This window comes from Mycoplasmopsis meleagridis (genome assembly GCF_900660695.1).
GTDB classification, from domain to species: domain Bacteria; phylum Bacillota_I; class Bacilli_A; order Mycoplasmatales; family Metamycoplasmataceae; genus Mycoplasmopsis; species Mycoplasmopsis meleagridis.
Genome location: NZ_LR215042.1, coordinates 333980 through 352244, shown reverse-complemented (window position 1 = coordinate 352244; position 18265 = coordinate 333980). Strand labels below are relative to the sequence as shown.

14 protein-coding genes are annotated in these 18265 nt (G+C 26.0%); 12 read left to right on the top strand and 2 right to left on the bottom strand.

Annotated elements, in window-relative coordinates; all coding sequences use genetic code 4:
* Positions 1-85 precede the first annotated feature (85 nt).
* The 12 genes from EXC33_RS01530 (at position 86) to EXC33_RS02800 (ending at position 16354) form a co-directional block, all read left to right on the top strand.
* Positions 86-1699 (top strand): ABC-F family ATP-binding cassette domain-containing protein, encoded by a 1614-nt coding sequence (locus EXC33_RS01530; protein ID WP_046096875.1) that lies wholly within the window; start codon positions 86-88, stop codon positions 1697-1699.
* Between the two features lie 101 nt (positions 1700-1800).
* Entirely contained in the window at positions 1801-2610 is an 810-nt protein-coding gene (locus EXC33_RS01525) for a Cof-type HAD-IIB family hydrolase (protein WP_046096874.1), read from the top strand.
* 140 nt (positions 2611-2750) lie between these two features.
* On the top strand, positions 2751-3704 hold the full coding sequence (locus EXC33_RS01520) for a coiled-coil domain-containing protein (protein ID WP_046096873.1): 954 nt from the start codon (positions 2751-2753) through the stop codon (positions 3702-3704).
* 107 nt (positions 3705-3811) lie between these two features.
* On the top strand, positions 3812-5599 hold the full coding sequence (locus EXC33_RS01515; protein ID WP_129727281.1) for a hypothetical protein: 1788 nt from the start codon (positions 3812-3814) through the stop codon (positions 5597-5599).
* A 111-nt stretch (positions 5600-5710) separates the two neighbouring features.
* Positions 5711-7504, top strand: a complete 1794-nt coding sequence (locus EXC33_RS01510; RefSeq protein WP_129727279.1) for a hypothetical protein — start codon at positions 5711-5713, stop codon at positions 7502-7504.
* 164 nt (positions 7505-7668) lie between these two features.
* Positions 7669-8586: a hypothetical protein gene (locus EXC33_RS01505; RefSeq protein WP_046096737.1), complete on the top strand. Its 918-nt coding sequence runs from the start codon at positions 7669-7671 to the stop codon at positions 8584-8586.
* 148 nt (positions 8587-8734) lie between these two features.
* Complete coding sequence (locus EXC33_RS01500) at positions 8735-10528, top strand: hypothetical protein (protein WP_129727277.1); 1794 nt, start codon at positions 8735-8737, stop codon at positions 10526-10528.
* Positions 10529-10639: 111 nt separating this feature from the next.
* A complete protein-coding gene (locus EXC33_RS01495) occupies positions 10640-12475 on the top strand; it encodes a coiled-coil domain-containing protein (RefSeq protein WP_129727275.1) in 1836 nt (611 codons plus the stop codon).
* Positions 12476-12587: 112 nt separating this feature from the next.
* Entirely contained in the window at positions 12588-14081 is a 1494-nt protein-coding gene (locus EXC33_RS01490) for a coiled-coil domain-containing protein (RefSeq protein ID WP_129727273.1), read from the top strand.
* Positions 14082-14436: 355 nt separating this feature from the next.
* Entirely contained in the window at positions 14437-15699 is a 1263-nt protein-coding gene (gene obgE / locus EXC33_RS01485) for a GTPase ObgE (RefSeq protein WP_046096786.1), read from the top strand.
* Positions 15699-16106 (top strand): pseudouridine synthase, encoded by a 408-nt coding sequence (locus EXC33_RS01480; RefSeq protein ID WP_046096785.1) that lies wholly within the window; start codon positions 15699-15701, stop codon positions 16104-16106. The genes obgE and EXC33_RS01480 overlap by 1 nt, the downstream gene beginning before the upstream one ends.
* Before the next feature lie 80 nt (positions 16107-16186).
* The gene (locus tag EXC33_RS02800; protein WP_161792738.1) at positions 16187-16354 is read left to right on the top strand and encodes a pseudouridine synthase family protein; all 168 of its coding nucleotides are present in this window, start codon (positions 16187-16189) and stop codon (positions 16352-16354) included.
* Positions 16355-16370: 16 nt separating this feature from the next.
* Here EXC33_RS02800 and plsY read toward each other — a convergent pair whose 3' ends face one another.
* Both plsY and EXC33_RS01470 read right to left on the bottom strand, forming a co-directional pair.
* Positions 16371-17087, bottom strand: a complete 717-nt coding sequence (gene plsY, locus EXC33_RS01475; RefSeq protein ID WP_046096784.1) for a glycerol-3-phosphate 1-O-acyltransferase PlsY — start codon at positions 17085-17087, stop codon at positions 16371-16373.
* A gap of 1 nt (position 17088) precedes the next feature.
* Positions 17089-18102 carry a nicotinate phosphoribosyltransferase gene (locus EXC33_RS01470; RefSeq protein ID WP_046096783.1) on the bottom strand — a complete coding sequence of 338 codons (1014 nt, stop codon included), beginning with the start codon at positions 18100-18102 and terminating at the stop codon, positions 17089-17091.
* Positions 18103-18265 lie beyond the last annotated feature (163 nt).

Genomic DNA, 18265 nt, shown 5'->3' with positions numbered 1-18265 from the left:
AAAAATAAAGAAAATCAAGAAATGGTTTTCTTTATTTAAATTAAAATGATAGTTAAGCACATTTTCTTAATCTTTAAGGAGCAAAATGATAGAAGTTCAGTCATTAAGTAAAATTTTTAGTGATAAAAAATTATTTGAAAACGTTAATTTAAAATTTGTTGCAGGCAATACTTATGGCATTATCGGCGCTAATGGTGCAGGTAAGAGTACTTTTTTAAAAATTTTAGCAGGCGAAATTGAACCAACCAGTGGTCAAATTATTCTTGAAAAAAATCGTAGATTAAGCGTTTTAACTCAAGATCATAATGCTTATGATCATTTAATTGTAACTGATGTAGTTATTATGGGTAATAGCGAATTACATCAAATTAAAGAAACAAAAGACGCTATTTATGCTAACGAAAATGCTACTATAGAAGATTATACAAAAGCTGCTGAATTAGAGGAAAAATTTGGCGAATTAGGCGGTTATACAGCTGAAAATGATGCTCAAGAATTATTAAGTGGTTTACAAATACCAAAAGATAAATGAGAAGTTAAAATGGCAGAATTAACTGCTAATCAAAAAATTAAAGTTCTTTTAGCTAAAGCTTTATTCGGTAATCCAGATATTTTAATAATGGACGAGCCCACTAACCATTTGGATTTAAGAGCGATTAAATGGTTAGAAAATTTTTTAGCTGATTATCAAAATGTTGTAATTGTAGTAAGTCATGATAGCGATTTTTTAGATAACATTTGTACTCATATTGTCGATATTGATTACAATGAAGCTAAAATTTATACTGGTAATTATTCATTTTGAAAAGAAAGTAGTGAATTAGCCAAAGAATTAACTAAACAATCAAATGCTAAAAAAGAGCAGCAAATTGAAAAATTAAAACAATTTATTGCACGTTTTTCTGCTAATGCTTCTAAAAGTAGACAAGCAACAAGTAGAAAAAAATCTTTAGAAAAAATAACTTTAGATGAAATTAACCCTTCTAATCGTAAATATCCTTACATTAATTGAGAATTAAATAGAGAACCTGGCAAAGACATTTTAACTGTTGAAAATTTAACTTATATTGACGAAAAAAATAATACTTTATTTGAAAATGTATCTTTTACTTTAACAAAAGGCGAAAAAATGGTTTTAATAGGTGAAGATGACATTGCTAAAACAAAATTTTTAGAATGTTTAATAGGCAAAATTAAACCTACCAAAGGCACTATAAAATGAGGACAAACGATTAAATTTACCTACTATCCTAATGATAATAAAGAATATTTTAACGAAGAAATAAGCATTTTAGAGTGAATATCAAAATGGCCTCATGAAAATGAATTAGAAATTAATAAAGACGATAGCGATTCAAGAATGAGAGGTTTTTTAGGAAGAATGCTTTTTTCTAACGATACTGTTTTTAAAAAAGTTAATGTCACAAGTGGTGGTGAAAAAGCACGTTTAATGTTTTCTAGAATGATGCTTTTAGAAGCTAATTTTTTGATTCTAGATCAGCCTTTAGACCATTTAGATGCTGAAAGTATTGACAGTGTTATTGAAGGATTAAATAAATATAAAGGTGGAGCTATTTTTACCACTTATAATAGAGCTTTAGTTAATAAAGTGGCGAATGTTATTTTAGAAATTGCGCCTGATAAAAGTTTTATTTATCACGGCACTTTAGAAGAATATGAAAAATTAATGAACTATTAAGCACAAAAGTGCTTTTTATTTTTAAAAATTTAATTTTTCTTTTCTTTTTAAAATTTTTAGTCTTAAAATAATAAAGGGTTTTTAAAAGTAAGGGGGTAATTATGAGTAAAAAACCCATAATCTTTAGCGATGTAGATGGAACTATTTATGCTAAAGATGCCTATGTTACTAATTTCAACTTAGATATTATCAAGAAAAATGATCTAAGTTTTAATATTGCAACAGGAAATCCTATTTGTCCTAGAATGTTAAAATTAGCCAAATTATTGCAAGCTGACTATATTATTGGTTCTTCTGGTGTGCAAATTTATGACTATCAACATAGCAAATTTATTTACGAAAAATATTTAAAAGCAGATGTAGTAAAAGAAATTTTTAAAATCTTTAAAGAATTAAATGTTTCAGCTGCAGCCTGATCTAGTGAAGTTTTTTATGTTTTTAGAGAAGAAGATAAAGAATTTTTAAACAAAATTTATTTTAGGAGCGAGAATTTTAAACAATTTACTATTGTTACTGGTAAAGAAAAAGAAATTAAAAACATAGCTAAAATTGAAGTTTATTTTGAAGGAACACCAAATGTTGATAAACTAATCGAACTTTTAAAACCACTTGAATGTAAAATTATTAAAACCCATATGAATTTGGAAATTCTCTCTTTTGGTGCTTCTAAAGGCAGAGCTATTGTTTGAATGCTTGACCATGTTTTTGGTAGTGAAATTACTAAAGATGACATTATGGTTATTGGCGATAGCGAAAATGATTTTTCAATGTTTAAGAGATTTTATAACTCCTACGTTATGGACAATGCAAAAGAAGAAGTCAAAAAGAAAGCAAATAACATTACAAATTCTGTTACTGATAATGGACTTGGATATGCAATATTAGATTATTTAGACAAGCTAAATAAGTAAAAACAAAAAGCTAGATAACTAGTTTTTTGTTTTTTTAGTTTAATTTTTCAATTTTTACCTAAAAAATGACAAAAAGAAACTTGAAAATTACTTTTATAATAAAATATTTTTTATTATAAATTAAGGAAACTAATTAGTACATGAAAAAGAAATATATTTTTATTTTGCCTTCTTTATTTTCAACAATTACTTTGCCTTTTGTAGCTAGTCAAATTTCTGCTTCTTCTGCGAATAATAGTTCTACAAATAATGACAATAATTCTTCTCAAAATGAAGAAATATCTGCTGAAGAAAATATTAAAAAATTAGAAAGTTTTTTAAAAACTTCTTTAGCTTCTAATAAAGCAAAAATGATTGAAACAGTTAATAATATTACACAAAAATTAAGTGAAATTTATATTATAAGTGGTATTAGTTTATCCTTTTTAGGTTCAAAAACTAATGAATCATATCTTAATGCTTCTGAATCTTTAGCTAATAGAATTATGACTAACATTGATTCTAAAGACTATGAAGAAGCAGTTAATAATATCTTGCAATTGACAGATTTTGTAAATAGTTTAAATAAAGATTACAATAGTGTTAAAGAAATTTATGATCTTTTTAATTCTCTAAAAGAAGAAATAAAAGTGCAAATTGTTTCTAAAGCACAAAATATTTATGAAACAGTTAAAAATGAATACCAAAAAAGAAACCAAGAAAATAATTTATTAATTGAACCACCAATTCAATTGTTAGCTAATTCTTATGCAAGAGAAATTACTTCCTTGAATAATAGTTTAATTGATGCAAAAAATCCAGAAATTAATAATTTGAAACAAACGCTTAATGAAAATACAAATGAATTAGATAATTTGAATTCTTCTTTAGAAAAACAAAAAGAACAAATTAAAACTTTTAATGACGAAATTAATGAAAAAAATTTAAAAATTCAAAAATTAAAAAATGAAAAAGAAACTAATATTTCTATAAACAAAAGAAATAAATCTGCTTTAATTGCTACTTCATCACTAACTGCTTTATTATTTGTAGCTGCGCTTTCTTTAGTTTCCTATTTAATTTTTAAGAAGAAAATTTTATTCAAGAAAAAATAATTTTTAACTTCTAAAGTGCCAAAAACCATTATGAGGTGCTTTTTTTTTTTTTTTTTGCAAAAAGCTAAACTTTTAATGCAAATTTAAGAAAGTTTTTATTTTTTAATATGAAAAAGAAATATCTATTTTCCTTACCTATAGTTTCTTCTTTAGCAACTTTACCTTTTTTTATTAGTCAAAGTAATACAACAACTCAAACAAGCTCGAATCAGAATAATACTTCTCTTAGTAAAATAAAGGATGATATTGTAAAAAGTACTAATTATTATTCCGCATTAAGTCTCAATACAATGAATAATATTAGTGTGATTTTATCCAAAATTCAAAACCAATATAAAATTAACATGGCACTAATAGGATTAGAATATTTGTATGGAAACTTTCAAAAGTTGTCAAAACTTAATTCTGAATTTAAATCTTACAATAATTCAAATGATTACTCAAAGTTAATAGCAAATAATTCTGATTTTATTTCTTTCCAATCTGATTTGGCTTCAGAGTATTTTGCTTTGCAACACTTAGATGATTTGCTTACAAAAGATGATGAAAATTTACGTTCATATTTACTTTCTCAAGCATCTAATATTTATGCAAGTGCTAAAAATAAATTTAATTTATCTTTTCATAATGGAGCTAATAATTTTGCCCCTCCAATAAAATCAATAGCTAATGCTTATGACGAAGCAACTGTGAAATATTTAGGAGATGAACTAACTAAAGCTAAAAAAATTAATGAAGAAAATCAAACTAAAAGTTCAAAAGATAGTTCAACTCAAACCGAAGAAATAACTTCTTCAACAGAATCTACTCCTGTTACCAATAACCCTACTGGTGAGGTGAAAACAGAACAATTATCAGAAGAAAATAAAATAAAAGCTCTTCTAATTGCTTCAACTAATTACATTAAAAATAATATGATTCAAACAGTTGATAAAATAACTAAGGAATTAAAAGCAATTAATGAAGCTACAAACATAAGCTTACTAAAGATAGGAACAGTTAGTACAGGATTTTTATTTGATGCATGTAATGAATTAGTTAAAGAAGCTGATGAAGCAATTAAAAAAAGAGATTACCGCACAGCAGTTTCTAAAACTTTACAATTAAATGAATTTACGACATCGTTAGCTGCCGAATATTATAGTGCTAAACAAATAAATGACACTTTAAAATTAGCAAAGGGCGAAATAAGAACGAAACTAATTGAAAAAGCAGATTCTATTTATGATACAGTAAAAAATGACTATAAAATAAGCTCGCACAGCGAATACGAAGTTGAACCTCCTATTCAATTGTTAGCTAATGCTTATTCAAATACTTTGGTGCAATTACTTGAAGAAGAAGTTCAAAAATTAACCAAAAAAGATAAAGAAAATGAACAAACAATTGCTAATTTAAATCAACAAATTGAAAATAAAGATAATGACTTAGCAACTAAAAATAATGAAATAGCAGATTTAAAAACGCAACTCGATGAAAAGAATAGAAAAATTAGTGAATTAGAAAATAATTTAGCTTCAATTCAAAATAAATTAACTGCTAGTGAAGAAAAAAATAATTCAGAACAAAATCCTTCTTCTGGCGAAAAACCAGATACTTCTGGTGATGAAAATATTTCTAACAATACTTCTCCTAGTGAAGAAAGTTCTCCTAGTCAAAATCCATCTACTTCAAATGAAGAAAACGTTTCTAATAACACTTCTCCTGAGCAAAATCCTTCTACTGATAAAAATCCAGTTATTAACGAGGAAGAAAAACCTACAACTAATAATAATTCAGTAGTTAAAGAAAACGATAAAAATAAAATTGCTTTAATAGCTACTTCTACTACTACAGGTGTTTTATTCTTTGTAGTTGTTGGTTTAGTAATTTATATTTTAGCTAAGAAAAAATAGAGCTATTTAAAACAAAAAGTGCCAAAAATCATTATGAGGCGCTTTTTTTTTTTTTTTTTTGCAAAAGGCTAAACTTTTAATGCAAATTTAAGAAAGTTTTTATTTTTTAATATGAAAAAGAAATATCTATTTTCCTTACCTATAGTTTCTTCGTTAGCTACTTTACCTTTTTTTATTAGTCAAAATACTTCTACTACAAATAGTCAGAATAATTCTTCATCTTCATCAGATCAATTTATTAACACTTTAAGAGATAATATTGCTAAAAGTAGTCAACGTTATTCTGAATTAAGTGTTGCTCTGATGAATAATATAGTTGGAGTATTAACTAGAATTCAAAATAATTATAAAATACAATTACAATCAATTGGTCTAGAATATTTTTATGGTAATTATGCTAAATTAGGACAATTAAATAAAGATTTTAATTCTTTACATAGATCAAAAGATCAGTCTAGTTTAACGCAACTATTAACTAATAATTCTGAATTTATAGCTTTACAGTCTGATTTAGCTTCAGAATATTTTGCTGCACAACATTTAGAAGAATTATTAAAAAATGCTGATAGCGATTTACGCAATCAATTAGTTTCTAATGCTTCAAAAATTTATGAAAAAGCTAAAAACGATTATAAATCATTAAATAGTAATGCTTTATATCCTCCTATCAAATTAATAGTTAATGCTTATGAAAATAATGCTGTTAATTATTTAGGAGAAGAACTAACTAAAGCTAAAAAAATTAATGAAGAAAATCAAAATAAAATCAAAAAAGATGATTCATCAACTCAAACAGAAGAAACAACTTCTTCAACAGAATCTACTCCTGTTACCAATAACCCTACTGGTGAGGTGAAAACAGAACAATTATCTGAAGAAAATAAAATCAAAGCTCTTCTAATTGCTTCAATCAATTACATTAAAAATAATATGATTCAAACAGTTGATAAAATAACTAAGGAATTAAAAGCAATTAATGAAGCTACCAACATAAGCTTACTAAAGATAGGAACAGTTAGCACCAAGTTTTTATTTGAAGCATGTGATGAATTAGCTAAAGCAGCAGAAGAAGCAATTAAAAACAGGGAATATTCTAAAGCAGTTTCTAAAACTTTACAGTTAAATGAATTTACAACATCATTAGCTGCCGAATATTATAGTGCCAAACAAATAAATGAGACTTTAAAATTAGCTACTGGTGAAATAAAAACTAAATTAATTGAAAAAGCTAATTCGATTTACGATACAGTAAAAAATGACTATAAAATAAGCTCGCACAGCGAATATGAAGTTGAGCCTCCTATTCAATTGTTAGCTAATGCTTATTCAAATACTTTGGTGCAATTACTTGAAGAAGAAATTGAAAAATTAACCAAAAAAGATAAAGAAAATGAACAAACAATTGCTAATTTAAATCAACAAATTGAAAATAAAGATAATGACTTAGCAACTAAAGATAACGAAATAGCAGATTTAAAAACGCAACTAAATGAAAAGAATAGAAAAATTAGTGAATTAGAAAATAATTTAGCTTCAATTCAAAATAAATTAACTGCTAGTGAAGAAAAAAATAATTCGGAACAAAACCCTTCTTCTAGCGAAAAACCAGATATTTCTAACGAAGAAAATATTTCTTCTCCTAGTCAAAATCCATCTACATCAAATGAAGAGAACGTTTCTAACAACACTTTTCCTGAAGAAAAACCTTCTACCAGTGAAGAAAGTTCTTCTAACAAAAATCCATCTACTTCTAACGAAGAACAAAAACCTACAACTAATAATAATTCAGTAGTTAAAGAAAACGATAAAAATAAAATTGCTTTAATAGCTACTTCCACTACTACAGGTGTTTTATTCTTTGTAGTTGTTGGTTTAGTAATTTATATTTTGGCTAAGAAAAAATAACTATTTTTTGTTAAAGAGTTTATGATATTAATTTTTAATTTTAGTAAACATATTATTTTATTCCAAAGAGTCACCATATTGTAGAAAGTGCCTTTTTTTTTTTTTTTTTTGTAATAAAATTTAGATATAAATTAAACTTAATAGAAAGATTGATTTTGACTAAAATGAAAAAATATCTATTTACTTTACCAGCTATTTCTTCTTTAGCTGCTTTACCTGTTGTTGCTAGTCAAGTTTCTGCTGATACTCAAGGAGGAAATGGTTCACAAACTTATACTCCGAAAAATTCAGATGAAACTATTGCTTTAACAAATGGTTTATTAGAATCTTCTTTAAAACTCCTTAAAGCAAATATGATTACAACAGTTGCTAAAACAACTAATGAATTAAAAGAAATTAGCGCATCTACAGGAATTAATATAGCTGATTTAGGAGCAGCAACCACAGCTACATATTTACAATATAGTAATCAAGTTGCTACAGAAGCAGAAGCTGCTATTAAAAGCAAAAGATTAGATACTGCTGTTTCAAAAGTAATACAGTTGAATGAATTTACTTCTAGTTTAGCTTCAGATTACTATGCTGCTAAACAAATTGGTGAACTTTTTAAATTAGCTAAAGATGATGTTAGAACTCAACTTATTTCGCAAGCTCACTCAGTTTATGAAACTGTTAAAGCAGAATATGCAAAACTTGCTGCTGGAGCAAGTGATACATCTACTAGTACAACAGCTATTGAACCACCAATTCAACTATTAGCTAGCGGTTATGCAAATAAATTGACTTCTTTACTTAATACGCAAAATGATAATAATAAAACTCAAATTGAACAATTAAATAATCAAATTCAAGAAAGTAATAAACAATTAGAAACTATAAAACAACAAGCAGAAGAATACAAAACTCAATTAGAAGAATTAAAGAAACAACTTGCTCAAAAAGATAGTCAAACTAGTGATCAAACTAATTCTTCTATTAGTGATGTAAATAAACCTGCTTTAATAGCAACTTCAACTGCAACAGGAATTTTATTTTTAGTTGTTCTTGGATTAATAATTTATATTGTTGTGAAAAGAAAATAAAAAACACGTGAGCGTGTTTTTTATTTGTTATATAAACTTGATTATTCTATAAAAAGTGCCAAAAACCATTATAGGGTGCTTTTTTTTTTTTTTTTTTGCAAAAAGCTAAACTTTTAATGCAAATTTAAGAAAGTTTTTATTTTTTAATATGAAAAAGAAATATCTATTTTCCTTACCTATAGTTTCTTCGTTAGCTACTTTACCTTTTTTTATTAGTCAAGTTTCTTCAACTGATAGTCAGTCTCTTGAAGCAGCTAAAAAAAGTATTCTTGAAAGTAGTAATCGTAATTCAGTTTTAAGTATTCAAACTATATCTAGATCTATCAATATTTTGTCTAAAATTGAAGCAACTTACAAAATAAAAACTGCATTATTAGGTGCAAAATATCTTTTTCTCAATTTTTCTAAGTTAAATAGCCTTAATCAAGAATTAAAGAAATTAAGTACTCCAAATAGTTCCGTTGATTATCCTAAGTTAATATCAAATAATAGTGAATTTATTAGTTTACAATCTGATTTAGCATCAGAATATTATGCTGTACAACACCTAGATGAATTGCTATCAAAAGCAGATACTAATTTACGTTCTCATCTAGCAGCCAATGCGCAAAATATATATAACAATGCTAAAACTAATTTTAGTTTATTAAATCATAGTACTTCTAATGCTTTTACTCCTCCTGTTAAATTAATAGTTAATTCTTATGAAAACGAAGCAATTAAGTATTTAGGAGAAGAACTAACTAAAGCTAAAAAAATTAATGAAGAAAATCAAAATAAAATCAAAAAAGATGATTCATCAACTCAAACAGAAGAAAAAATTTCTTCAACAGAATCTACTCCTGTTACCAATAGCCCTACTGGTGAGGTGAAAACAGAACAATTATCAGAAGAAAATAAAATAAAAGCTCTTCTAATTGCCTCAATTAATTACATTAAAAACAATATGATTCAAACGGTTGATAAAATAACTAAGGAATTAAAAGCGATTAATGAAGCTACCAACATAAGCTTACTAAAGATAGGAACAGTTAGCACCAGGTTTTTATTCGAAGCATGCAATGATTTAGTTAAAGCAGCAGAAGAAGCAATTAAAAACAGGGAATATTCTAAAGCAATTTCTAAAACTTTGCAGTTAAATGAATTTACAACATCATTAGCTGCCGAATATTATAGTGCAAAGCAAATAAATGACACTTTAAAATTAGCAACAGGCGAGATAAGAACGAAACTAATTGAAAAAGCAGATTCTATTTATGATACAGTCAAAAATGACTATAAAATAAGCTCACACAGCGAATATGAAGTTGAGCCTCCTATTCAATTGTTAGCTAATGCTTATTCAAATACTTTGGCGCAATTACTTGAAGAAGAAGTTCAAAAATTAACTAAAAAAAATAAAGAAAATGAACAAACAATTACTAATTTAAATCAACAAATTGAAACTAAAGATAATGACTTAGCAACTAAAAATAATGAAATAACAGATTTAAAAACGCAACTTGATGAAAAGAATAGAAAAATTAGTGAATTAGAAAATAATTTAGCTTCAATTCAAAATAAATTAACTGCTAGTGAAGACAAAAATAATTCGGAACAAAATGCTTCTACTCAAAACCCTTCTTCTAGCGAAAAATCAGATACTTCTAACGAAGAAAATATTTCTAACAATACTTCTCCTAGTGAAGAAAGTTCTCCTAGTCAAAATCCATCTTCTTCAAATGACGAAAACGTTTCTAATAACACTTCTCCTGAAGAAAACTCTTCTATTGATAAAAATCCAGTTACTAACGAAGAACAAAAACCTACAACTAATAATAATTCAGTAGTTAAAGAAAACGATAAAAATAAAATTGCTTTAATAGCTACTTCTACAACTACAGGTGTTTTATTCTTTGTAGTTGTTGGTTTAGTAATTTATATTTTGGCTAAGAAAAAATAGAGCTATTTAAAACAAAAAGTGCCAAAAACCATTATGAGGTGCTTTTTTTTTTTTTTTTTTGCAAAAAGCTAAACTTTTAATGCAAATTTAAGAAAGTTTTTATTTTTTAATATGAAAAAGAAATATCTATTTTCCTTACCTATAGTTTCTTCGTTAGCTACTTTACCTTTTTTTATTAGTCAAGCCGATTCTACTACAAATAATAATTCTTCAACATCGTCAAATCAAAGTCAAAATACAAGTAATAATAGTGCTCTTAATCAATTGATAAATAATACTGCTAATTCAACTGTGAATTTTTATAAATTGAGTTTACAAACTTTAAATAACATTACGCTTTTATTAGCTGATATTCAAAATAATTACCAAATTGATACTGAAAAAATAGGTAAAGAATATTTGGGCGGACTTTTTGTTAAAGTAAGCGAACTTACTAGAACTTTTAACACACTTGTTCAATCGAAACAAATAAATTCTATGTATCCTGAACTACTAAAAAATAATAGTGAATTTATGTCAATTTATTCTGATCTTGCCACAGAATATTATGCTGCTAAACATTTAAATGAATTATTAAAAAATGGTGATAAAGATTTAAGATCATATTTAGCTTCTCAAGCAAGTAATATTTATGAAAATACTAAAAAACAATTTAATTTATCAAATCATAACGCTAATAATAATTTATTTCCACCAGTAAAATTAATAGCTAATGCTTATGACGAAACAGCAATTAAATATTTAGGTGATGAACTAACTAAAGTTAAACAAAGTATTGAAGAAAAAAATAATAAAATAAGTACTTCAACTCAAACAGAAGAAACAGCTTCTTCAACAGAATCTACTTCTGCTACCAATAGCCCTACTGGTGAGGTAAAAACTGAACAATTATCAGAAGAAAATAAGATCAAAGGTCTTTTAATAGCTTCAATAAATTACATTAAAAACAATATGATTCAAACAGTTGATAAAATAACTAAAGAATTAAAAGCAATTAATGAAGCTACCAACATAAGTTTGTTAAAAATAGGAACAGTTAGTACAGGATTTTTATTTGATGCATGTAATGAATTAGTTAAAGAAGCTGATGAAGCAATTAAAAAAAGAGATTACCGCACAGCTGTTTCTAAAACTTTACAGTTAAATGAATTTACAACATCATTAGCTGCCGAATATTATAGTGCTAAACAAATAAATGAGACTTTAAAATTAGCTACTGGTGAGATAAAAACTAAATTAATTGAAAAAGCTAATTCGATTTATGATAAAGTTAAAAATGACTATAAAATAAGCTCACACAGCGAATATGAAGTTGAGCCCCCTATTCAATTGTTAGCTAATGCTTATTCAAATACTTTGGTGCAATTACTTGAAGAAGAAGTTCAAAAATTAACCAAAAAAGATAAAGAAAATGAACAAACAATTGCTAATTTAAATCAACAAATTGAAACTAAAGATAATGACTTAGCAACTAAAAATAATGAAATAGCAGATTTAAAAACGCAACTTGATGAAAAGAATAGAAAAATTAGTGAATTAGAAAATAATTTAGCTTCAATTCAAAATAAATTAACTGCTAGTGAAGACAAAAATAATTCGGAACAAAATGCTTCTACTCAAAACCCTTCTTCTAGCGAAAAATCAGATACTTCTAACGAAGAAAATATTTCTAACAATACTTCTCCTAGTGAAGAAAGTTCTCCTAGTCAAAATCCATCTTCTTCAAATGACGAAAACGTTTCTAATAACACTTCTCCTGAAGAAAACTCTTCTATTGATAAAAATCCAGTTACTAACGAAGAACAAAAACCTACAACTAATAATAATTCAGTAGTTAAAGAAAACGATAAAAATAAAATTGCTTTAATAGCTACTTCTACAACTACAGGTGTTTTATTCTTTGTAGTTGTTGGTTTAGTAATTTATATTTTGGCTAAGAAAAAATAGAGCTATTTAAAACAAAAAGTGCCAAAAACCATTATGAGGTGCTTTTTTTTTTTTTTTTTTTGCAAAAAGCTAAACTTTTAATGCAAATTTAAGAAAGTTTTTATTTTTTAATATGAAAAAGAAATATCTATTTTCCTTACCTATAGTTTCTTCGTTAGCTACTTTACCTTTTTTTATTAGTCAAGCCGATTCTACTACAAATAATAATTCTTCAACATCGTCAAATCAAAGTCAAAATACAAGTAATAATAGTGCTCTTAATCAATTGATAAATAATACTGCTAATTCAACTGTGAATTTTTATAAATTGAGTTTACAAACTTTAAATAACATTACGCTTTTATTAGCTGATATTCAAAATAATTACCAAATTGATACTGAAAAAATAGGTAAAGAATATTTGGGCGGACTTTTTGTTAAAGTAAGCGAACTTACTAGAACTTTTAACACACTTGTTCAATCGAAACAAATAAATTCTATGTATCCTGAACTACTAAAAAATAATAGTGAATTTATGTCAATTTATTCTGATCTTGCCACAGAATATTATGCTGCTAAACATTTAAATGAATTATTAAAAAATGGTGATAAAGATTTAAGATCATATTTAGCTTCTCAAGCAAGTAATATTTATGAAAATACTAAAAAACAATTTAATTTATCAAATCATAACGCTAATAATAATTTATTTCCACCAGTAAAATTAATAGCTAATGCTTATGACGAAACAGCAATTAAATATTTAGGTGATGAACTAACTAAAGTTAAACAAAGTATTGAAGAAAAAAATAATAAAATAAGTACTTCAACTCAAACAGAAGAAACAGCTTCTTCAACAGAATCTACTTCTGCTACCAATAGCCCTACTGGTGAGGTAAAAACTGAACAATTATCAGAAGAAAATAAGATCAAAGGTCTTTTAATAGCTTCAATAAATTACATTAAAAACAATATGATTCAAACAGTTGATAAAATAACTAAAGAATTAAAAGCAATTAATGAAGCTACCAACATAAGTTTGTTAAAAATAGGAACAGTTAGTACAGGATTTTTATTTGATGCATGTAATGAATTAGTTAAAGAAGCTGATGAAGCAATTAAAAAAAGAGATTACCGCACAGCTGTTTCTAAAACTTTACAGTTAAATGAATTTACAACATCATTAGCTGCCGAATATTATAGTGCTAAACAAATAAATGAGACTTTAAAATTAGCTACTGGTGAGATAAAAACTAAATTAATTGAAAAAGCTAATTCGATTTATGATAAAGTTAAAAATGACTATAAAATAAGCTCACACAGCGAATATGAAGTTGAGCCCCCTATTCAATTGTTAGCTAATGCTTATTCAAATACTTTGGTGCAATTACTTGAAGAAGAAGTTCAAAAATTAACCAAAAAAGATAAAGAAAATGAACAAACAATTGCTAATTTAAATCAACAAATTGAAACTAAAGATAATGACTTAGCAACTAAAAATAATGAAATAGCAGATTTAAAAACACAACTCGATGAAAAGAATAGAAAAATTAGTGAATTAGAAAATAATTTAGCTTCAATTCAAAATAAGTTAGCTGCTAGTGAAGAAAAAAATAATTCTGAATAAAACTCTTCTACTCAAAACTCTTCTTCTAGTGAAAAACCAGATACTTCTAGTGATGAAAATATTTCTAACAAAACTTCTTCTGAACAAAATCCTTCTACTGATAAAAATTCAGTTACTAACGAAGAACAAAAACCTACAACTAATAATAATTCAGTAGTTAAAGAAAACGATAAAAATAAAATTGCCTTAATAGCTACTTCTACTACTACAGGTGTTTTATTCTTTGTAGTTGTTGGCTTAGTAATTTATATTTTGGCTAAGAAAAAATAGTAATTTATAAACACGCTTCAAGCGTGTTTTCTAATTTCTTTTAAATAACAATAATATAAAATATTAAAAGTTAGTTAGGAAATTTATGGCACGTTTTATAGATCAATTAAAAATAACTTTGCAAGCCGGCAAAGGTGGTAATGGTATGATATCTTTTCGTCGTGAAGCGCACGTTGATAAAGGTGGCCCTGACGGAGGAGATGGTGGCAGAGGTGGAAATATTTATTTTGTCGGTGATGCTGGAAAAAATACTTTACTTTCTCTTTATGGTAATAAAAAAATAACCGCACAGGATGGTGTTAATGGAGGAGCTAAAAATCTCTACGGTGCAGCAGGTAAAGACACTTACATCAAAGTACCTTTAGGCACAATTGTTTATAAAGATGATAAAGTAATTGCTGATGTAGTTGAAGCTAAAGAATATTTAATAGCTAGAGGCGGAATTGGTGGTAGAGGAAATTTAAAATTTAAATCACCTAAAAATACTGCTCCTAGAATTTGCGAAAATGGCTCCAAAGGTGAACATTTTGAAGCTAAAATTGTTCTTAAAGTTATGGCTGATGTAGGAATAGTAGGTAAACCTAGTGCTGGTAAAAGTACTTTATTAAGTGCTTTATCCAATGCTAAGGCTAAAATTGCTGATTATGAATTTACTACTTTAATTCCGCAATTAGGCTTAGTAAAATACCACGATCATTCTTTTACATTAGCAGATTTACCAGGTTTAATTAAAGGCGCATCATTAGGCAAAGGTTTGGGAATTCAATTTTTAAAACACATTGAAAGATGTCGTGTTATAGTTCATGTTATTGATTTTGGTTCATTAGAAAAAAATCCTCTTGAAGATTATGAAACAATAAATAATGAATTAAAAAACTATAGTTTTAACTTAGAAAAAAAAGCGCAATTAATTATTGCAAATAAAAATGATTTAGAACCTTTCCAAGCTAATTATGCTAAATTTATCAATAAATATCCTAATTTAAAAATAGTTGCTATTAGTGCTTTAGAAAATAAAAATTTTGACAAAGTAAAAAAAGCTATTTGAAATTTATTAGAAGCTAATAAAAAAATGCCTATTTTAGAGGAAAAAGAAGAAGAAATAGAAATTAAATTAGCAGAAGAGTATAAAATCTTAAATCCTTATTTAGGTTTTTTTGAAATTATTGGCCCTCAAGTGCAATATATTTATGAAAAATATCCTATTAATACTTATGATAATTTACTTAGATTCAATCAAAAATTAAAAAATTTAGGTATTTGAGACGAATTATTAAAATTAAATATTCAAAAAGGCGATACTGTTAGAATATTTGATTATGAATTCGAATGAGATGGTAGTTTTTAATGAATATTCTCAAAGTAATAAGTAATTATTCCTCCTATTCAAGAAAAGAAGCTAAAAAGTTAATAAAAACAAAACAAATTAAAATTAATGAAAAAATTATTGATTCAGCAACTTATAATTTTGATCTAGAAAAAGATAAATTAAAAATTAATGAAATAAGCTATATGACAGATAAATATTTCTATATTGCTTTAAATAAACCTAAAGATTATGTTTGTTCTCACCAAGATAATCATAATAAGTTAGTTTATGATTTATTAGACAAAGAAATAAGAAATATTAAAAATTTAAATACTTTTGGACGCTTAGATAAAGATACTACTGGTTTAATTATTCTTTCTAATGACGGGTCATTAAACCATTTTTTAACTTCTGCTAAAAGACACATTTTAAAAAAATATATATAAAAATAATTGAAAAAGGCCTTTTTATAGGCAAGAATGAATATACTAAGGAATGTAAAGTTGAAAAAATAAATGATTTAAAAATGTATCTAACTCTCTTTGAAGGTAAATATCATCAAATTAAAAGAATGTTTAAAGCTTTAAATTATGAAGTAGTAAATTTGCATAGAATACAATTTGGTAAATTAGTTTTAGATCAAAATTTAAGACCTAAAGAATATAAATTTGTTAAAAAAGAGGATTTGATATAAAAAAATAAGTCTAAGCTTATTTTTTTATTTTTAGTTGTTTTTCTTTGCCATTAATTATTCTTTTAATATTTTCATAATGCATAATAACTACTAATAGTGAGGCTATTAAATAAATTAAAGGACTGATAAATCAAAATTTACTTAAAGGCGTTAAATAAGGATTAAACGCAACATTATTAATTCAAAAACCTAAAATGCCTTGCGTCATTCAAGGAATGAAAATAAAAGGAATAGTTGCCAAAGCTACAGAAATAGAAGCTAAGGAAACAATTTTTTTAGTTAAAGCAATTGATCAAAAAATTAAAGCGGCAATAAGAAAAGCAACTAAATTAATTGTTAATATCAAAGCAGCAGAACAAGCTACTCCTTTGCCACCTTTAAATTTAAATCAACAAGGAAAAATATGACCGATGATAATACCTAAAGCTATAATTTGTGGTGAAACAAAAACTTTATAATTACTCTTATTAATAGCTAAATTAATAATTAAAGCAGCAATAAGAACGCTCAAAATTACTTTAAAAAAATCAATTAAAAAGACAATTAAAGCAAATTTTTTGCCATAAGTTCTTAAGCTATTAGTAGCACCAGCATTTTTGCTGTGATAATTTCTAACATCATCTTTTCTTTTTCATTTACTTAAAATGATTGAAGTATTTAGAGAACCTATAAAAATATAACCAACTAGAAAGAAAATAATATTGTAGAGAAGTGATAAACCAACATTGTACATTTTATTTACTCTTATAAATTTTTAATTTTTTATTTTCGCGATAATATCTTCCTTCTTTAGCTTCATTATGGCCATTTAAAACTGTAGCATCAGCAGAAAAAAAGCATTCTATTTTATAAATTGCTTGGCCAACACCATAAAAATCTACAGGAGCATTAGCTTTTTCAAATTGTGCTATTTTTTCTGCTGTAAAGCCTGATGAAACAGCTATTTTAGTTTTTGTAGCACCCATTTCATCTAATGCTTTTCTTAAGTTTTTAATTTGTTCAATATTTACACCATAATATTTTTCATCATTTTCTAAATTATCAAACATATGATCTTTAACACCTCTAGAAGTATCCACTCTTACTCCTCAGAGTTTATCTCCTATTGCTTCATAGGAAAGTTTAGCATCATTAATAACATCGTTATGATAATCAATTAAAGAAATAATTTGTTCATTAGGAAAAGTTTCATAGTAAGCTTTGGTTACTTTTTTAATATCACCCTTAAAATTTTGTATTAGTGCGTGCGGATAGGATCCAAAAGGTTCAACAAAAGATTTTGCTAATGTTTGTGCTTCTGTTGACATAATTTCTACTCCTGCTAATCTAACTGCGTTAGCATCTCTTTCTTGCATTAAGTAGTGATCCATTCTATCACCCATAAAAATAATTGGTTTTCCTTTGGCTGCTTGCACACAATCATATGCATTAGTTGCTATAGAAGTAGATCTAGATAAAATACCGTCAATTACACCTTCTAAAATGCCAAAATCTTGGTATTTTCCTTCTAATTCTAGAACTATTTCATTATTTTTTATTAAAGTTCCTTCTTCAAGATATCTAATAATATAGTTTGAAGTATTTGTATATTTTTCTAGCAATTCTAATACTTCGTTCATGCCACCTAAAAGAGCATGATCTTTTCTTTGAAAAAATTGTAACTTAATAATATTATCTGGTTTATATTTACTAATTATCTCTCTTGTTTTAAGAAAATAAGTGGCAACATATTTTTCAATATTTTTCATATTTATCCTCTAAGTAGATCCTTTTAATTTTAATATATATTTTTTTAAGTAACATTAAAGTTTCATTAAAGGAAAGAAAATTTTTTTGAAATTGTAGAAGTTTATATTTGAATTTAAGGCTCATATTGAACAAGGAGTATACATTAAAATTGAAGCAACAAAC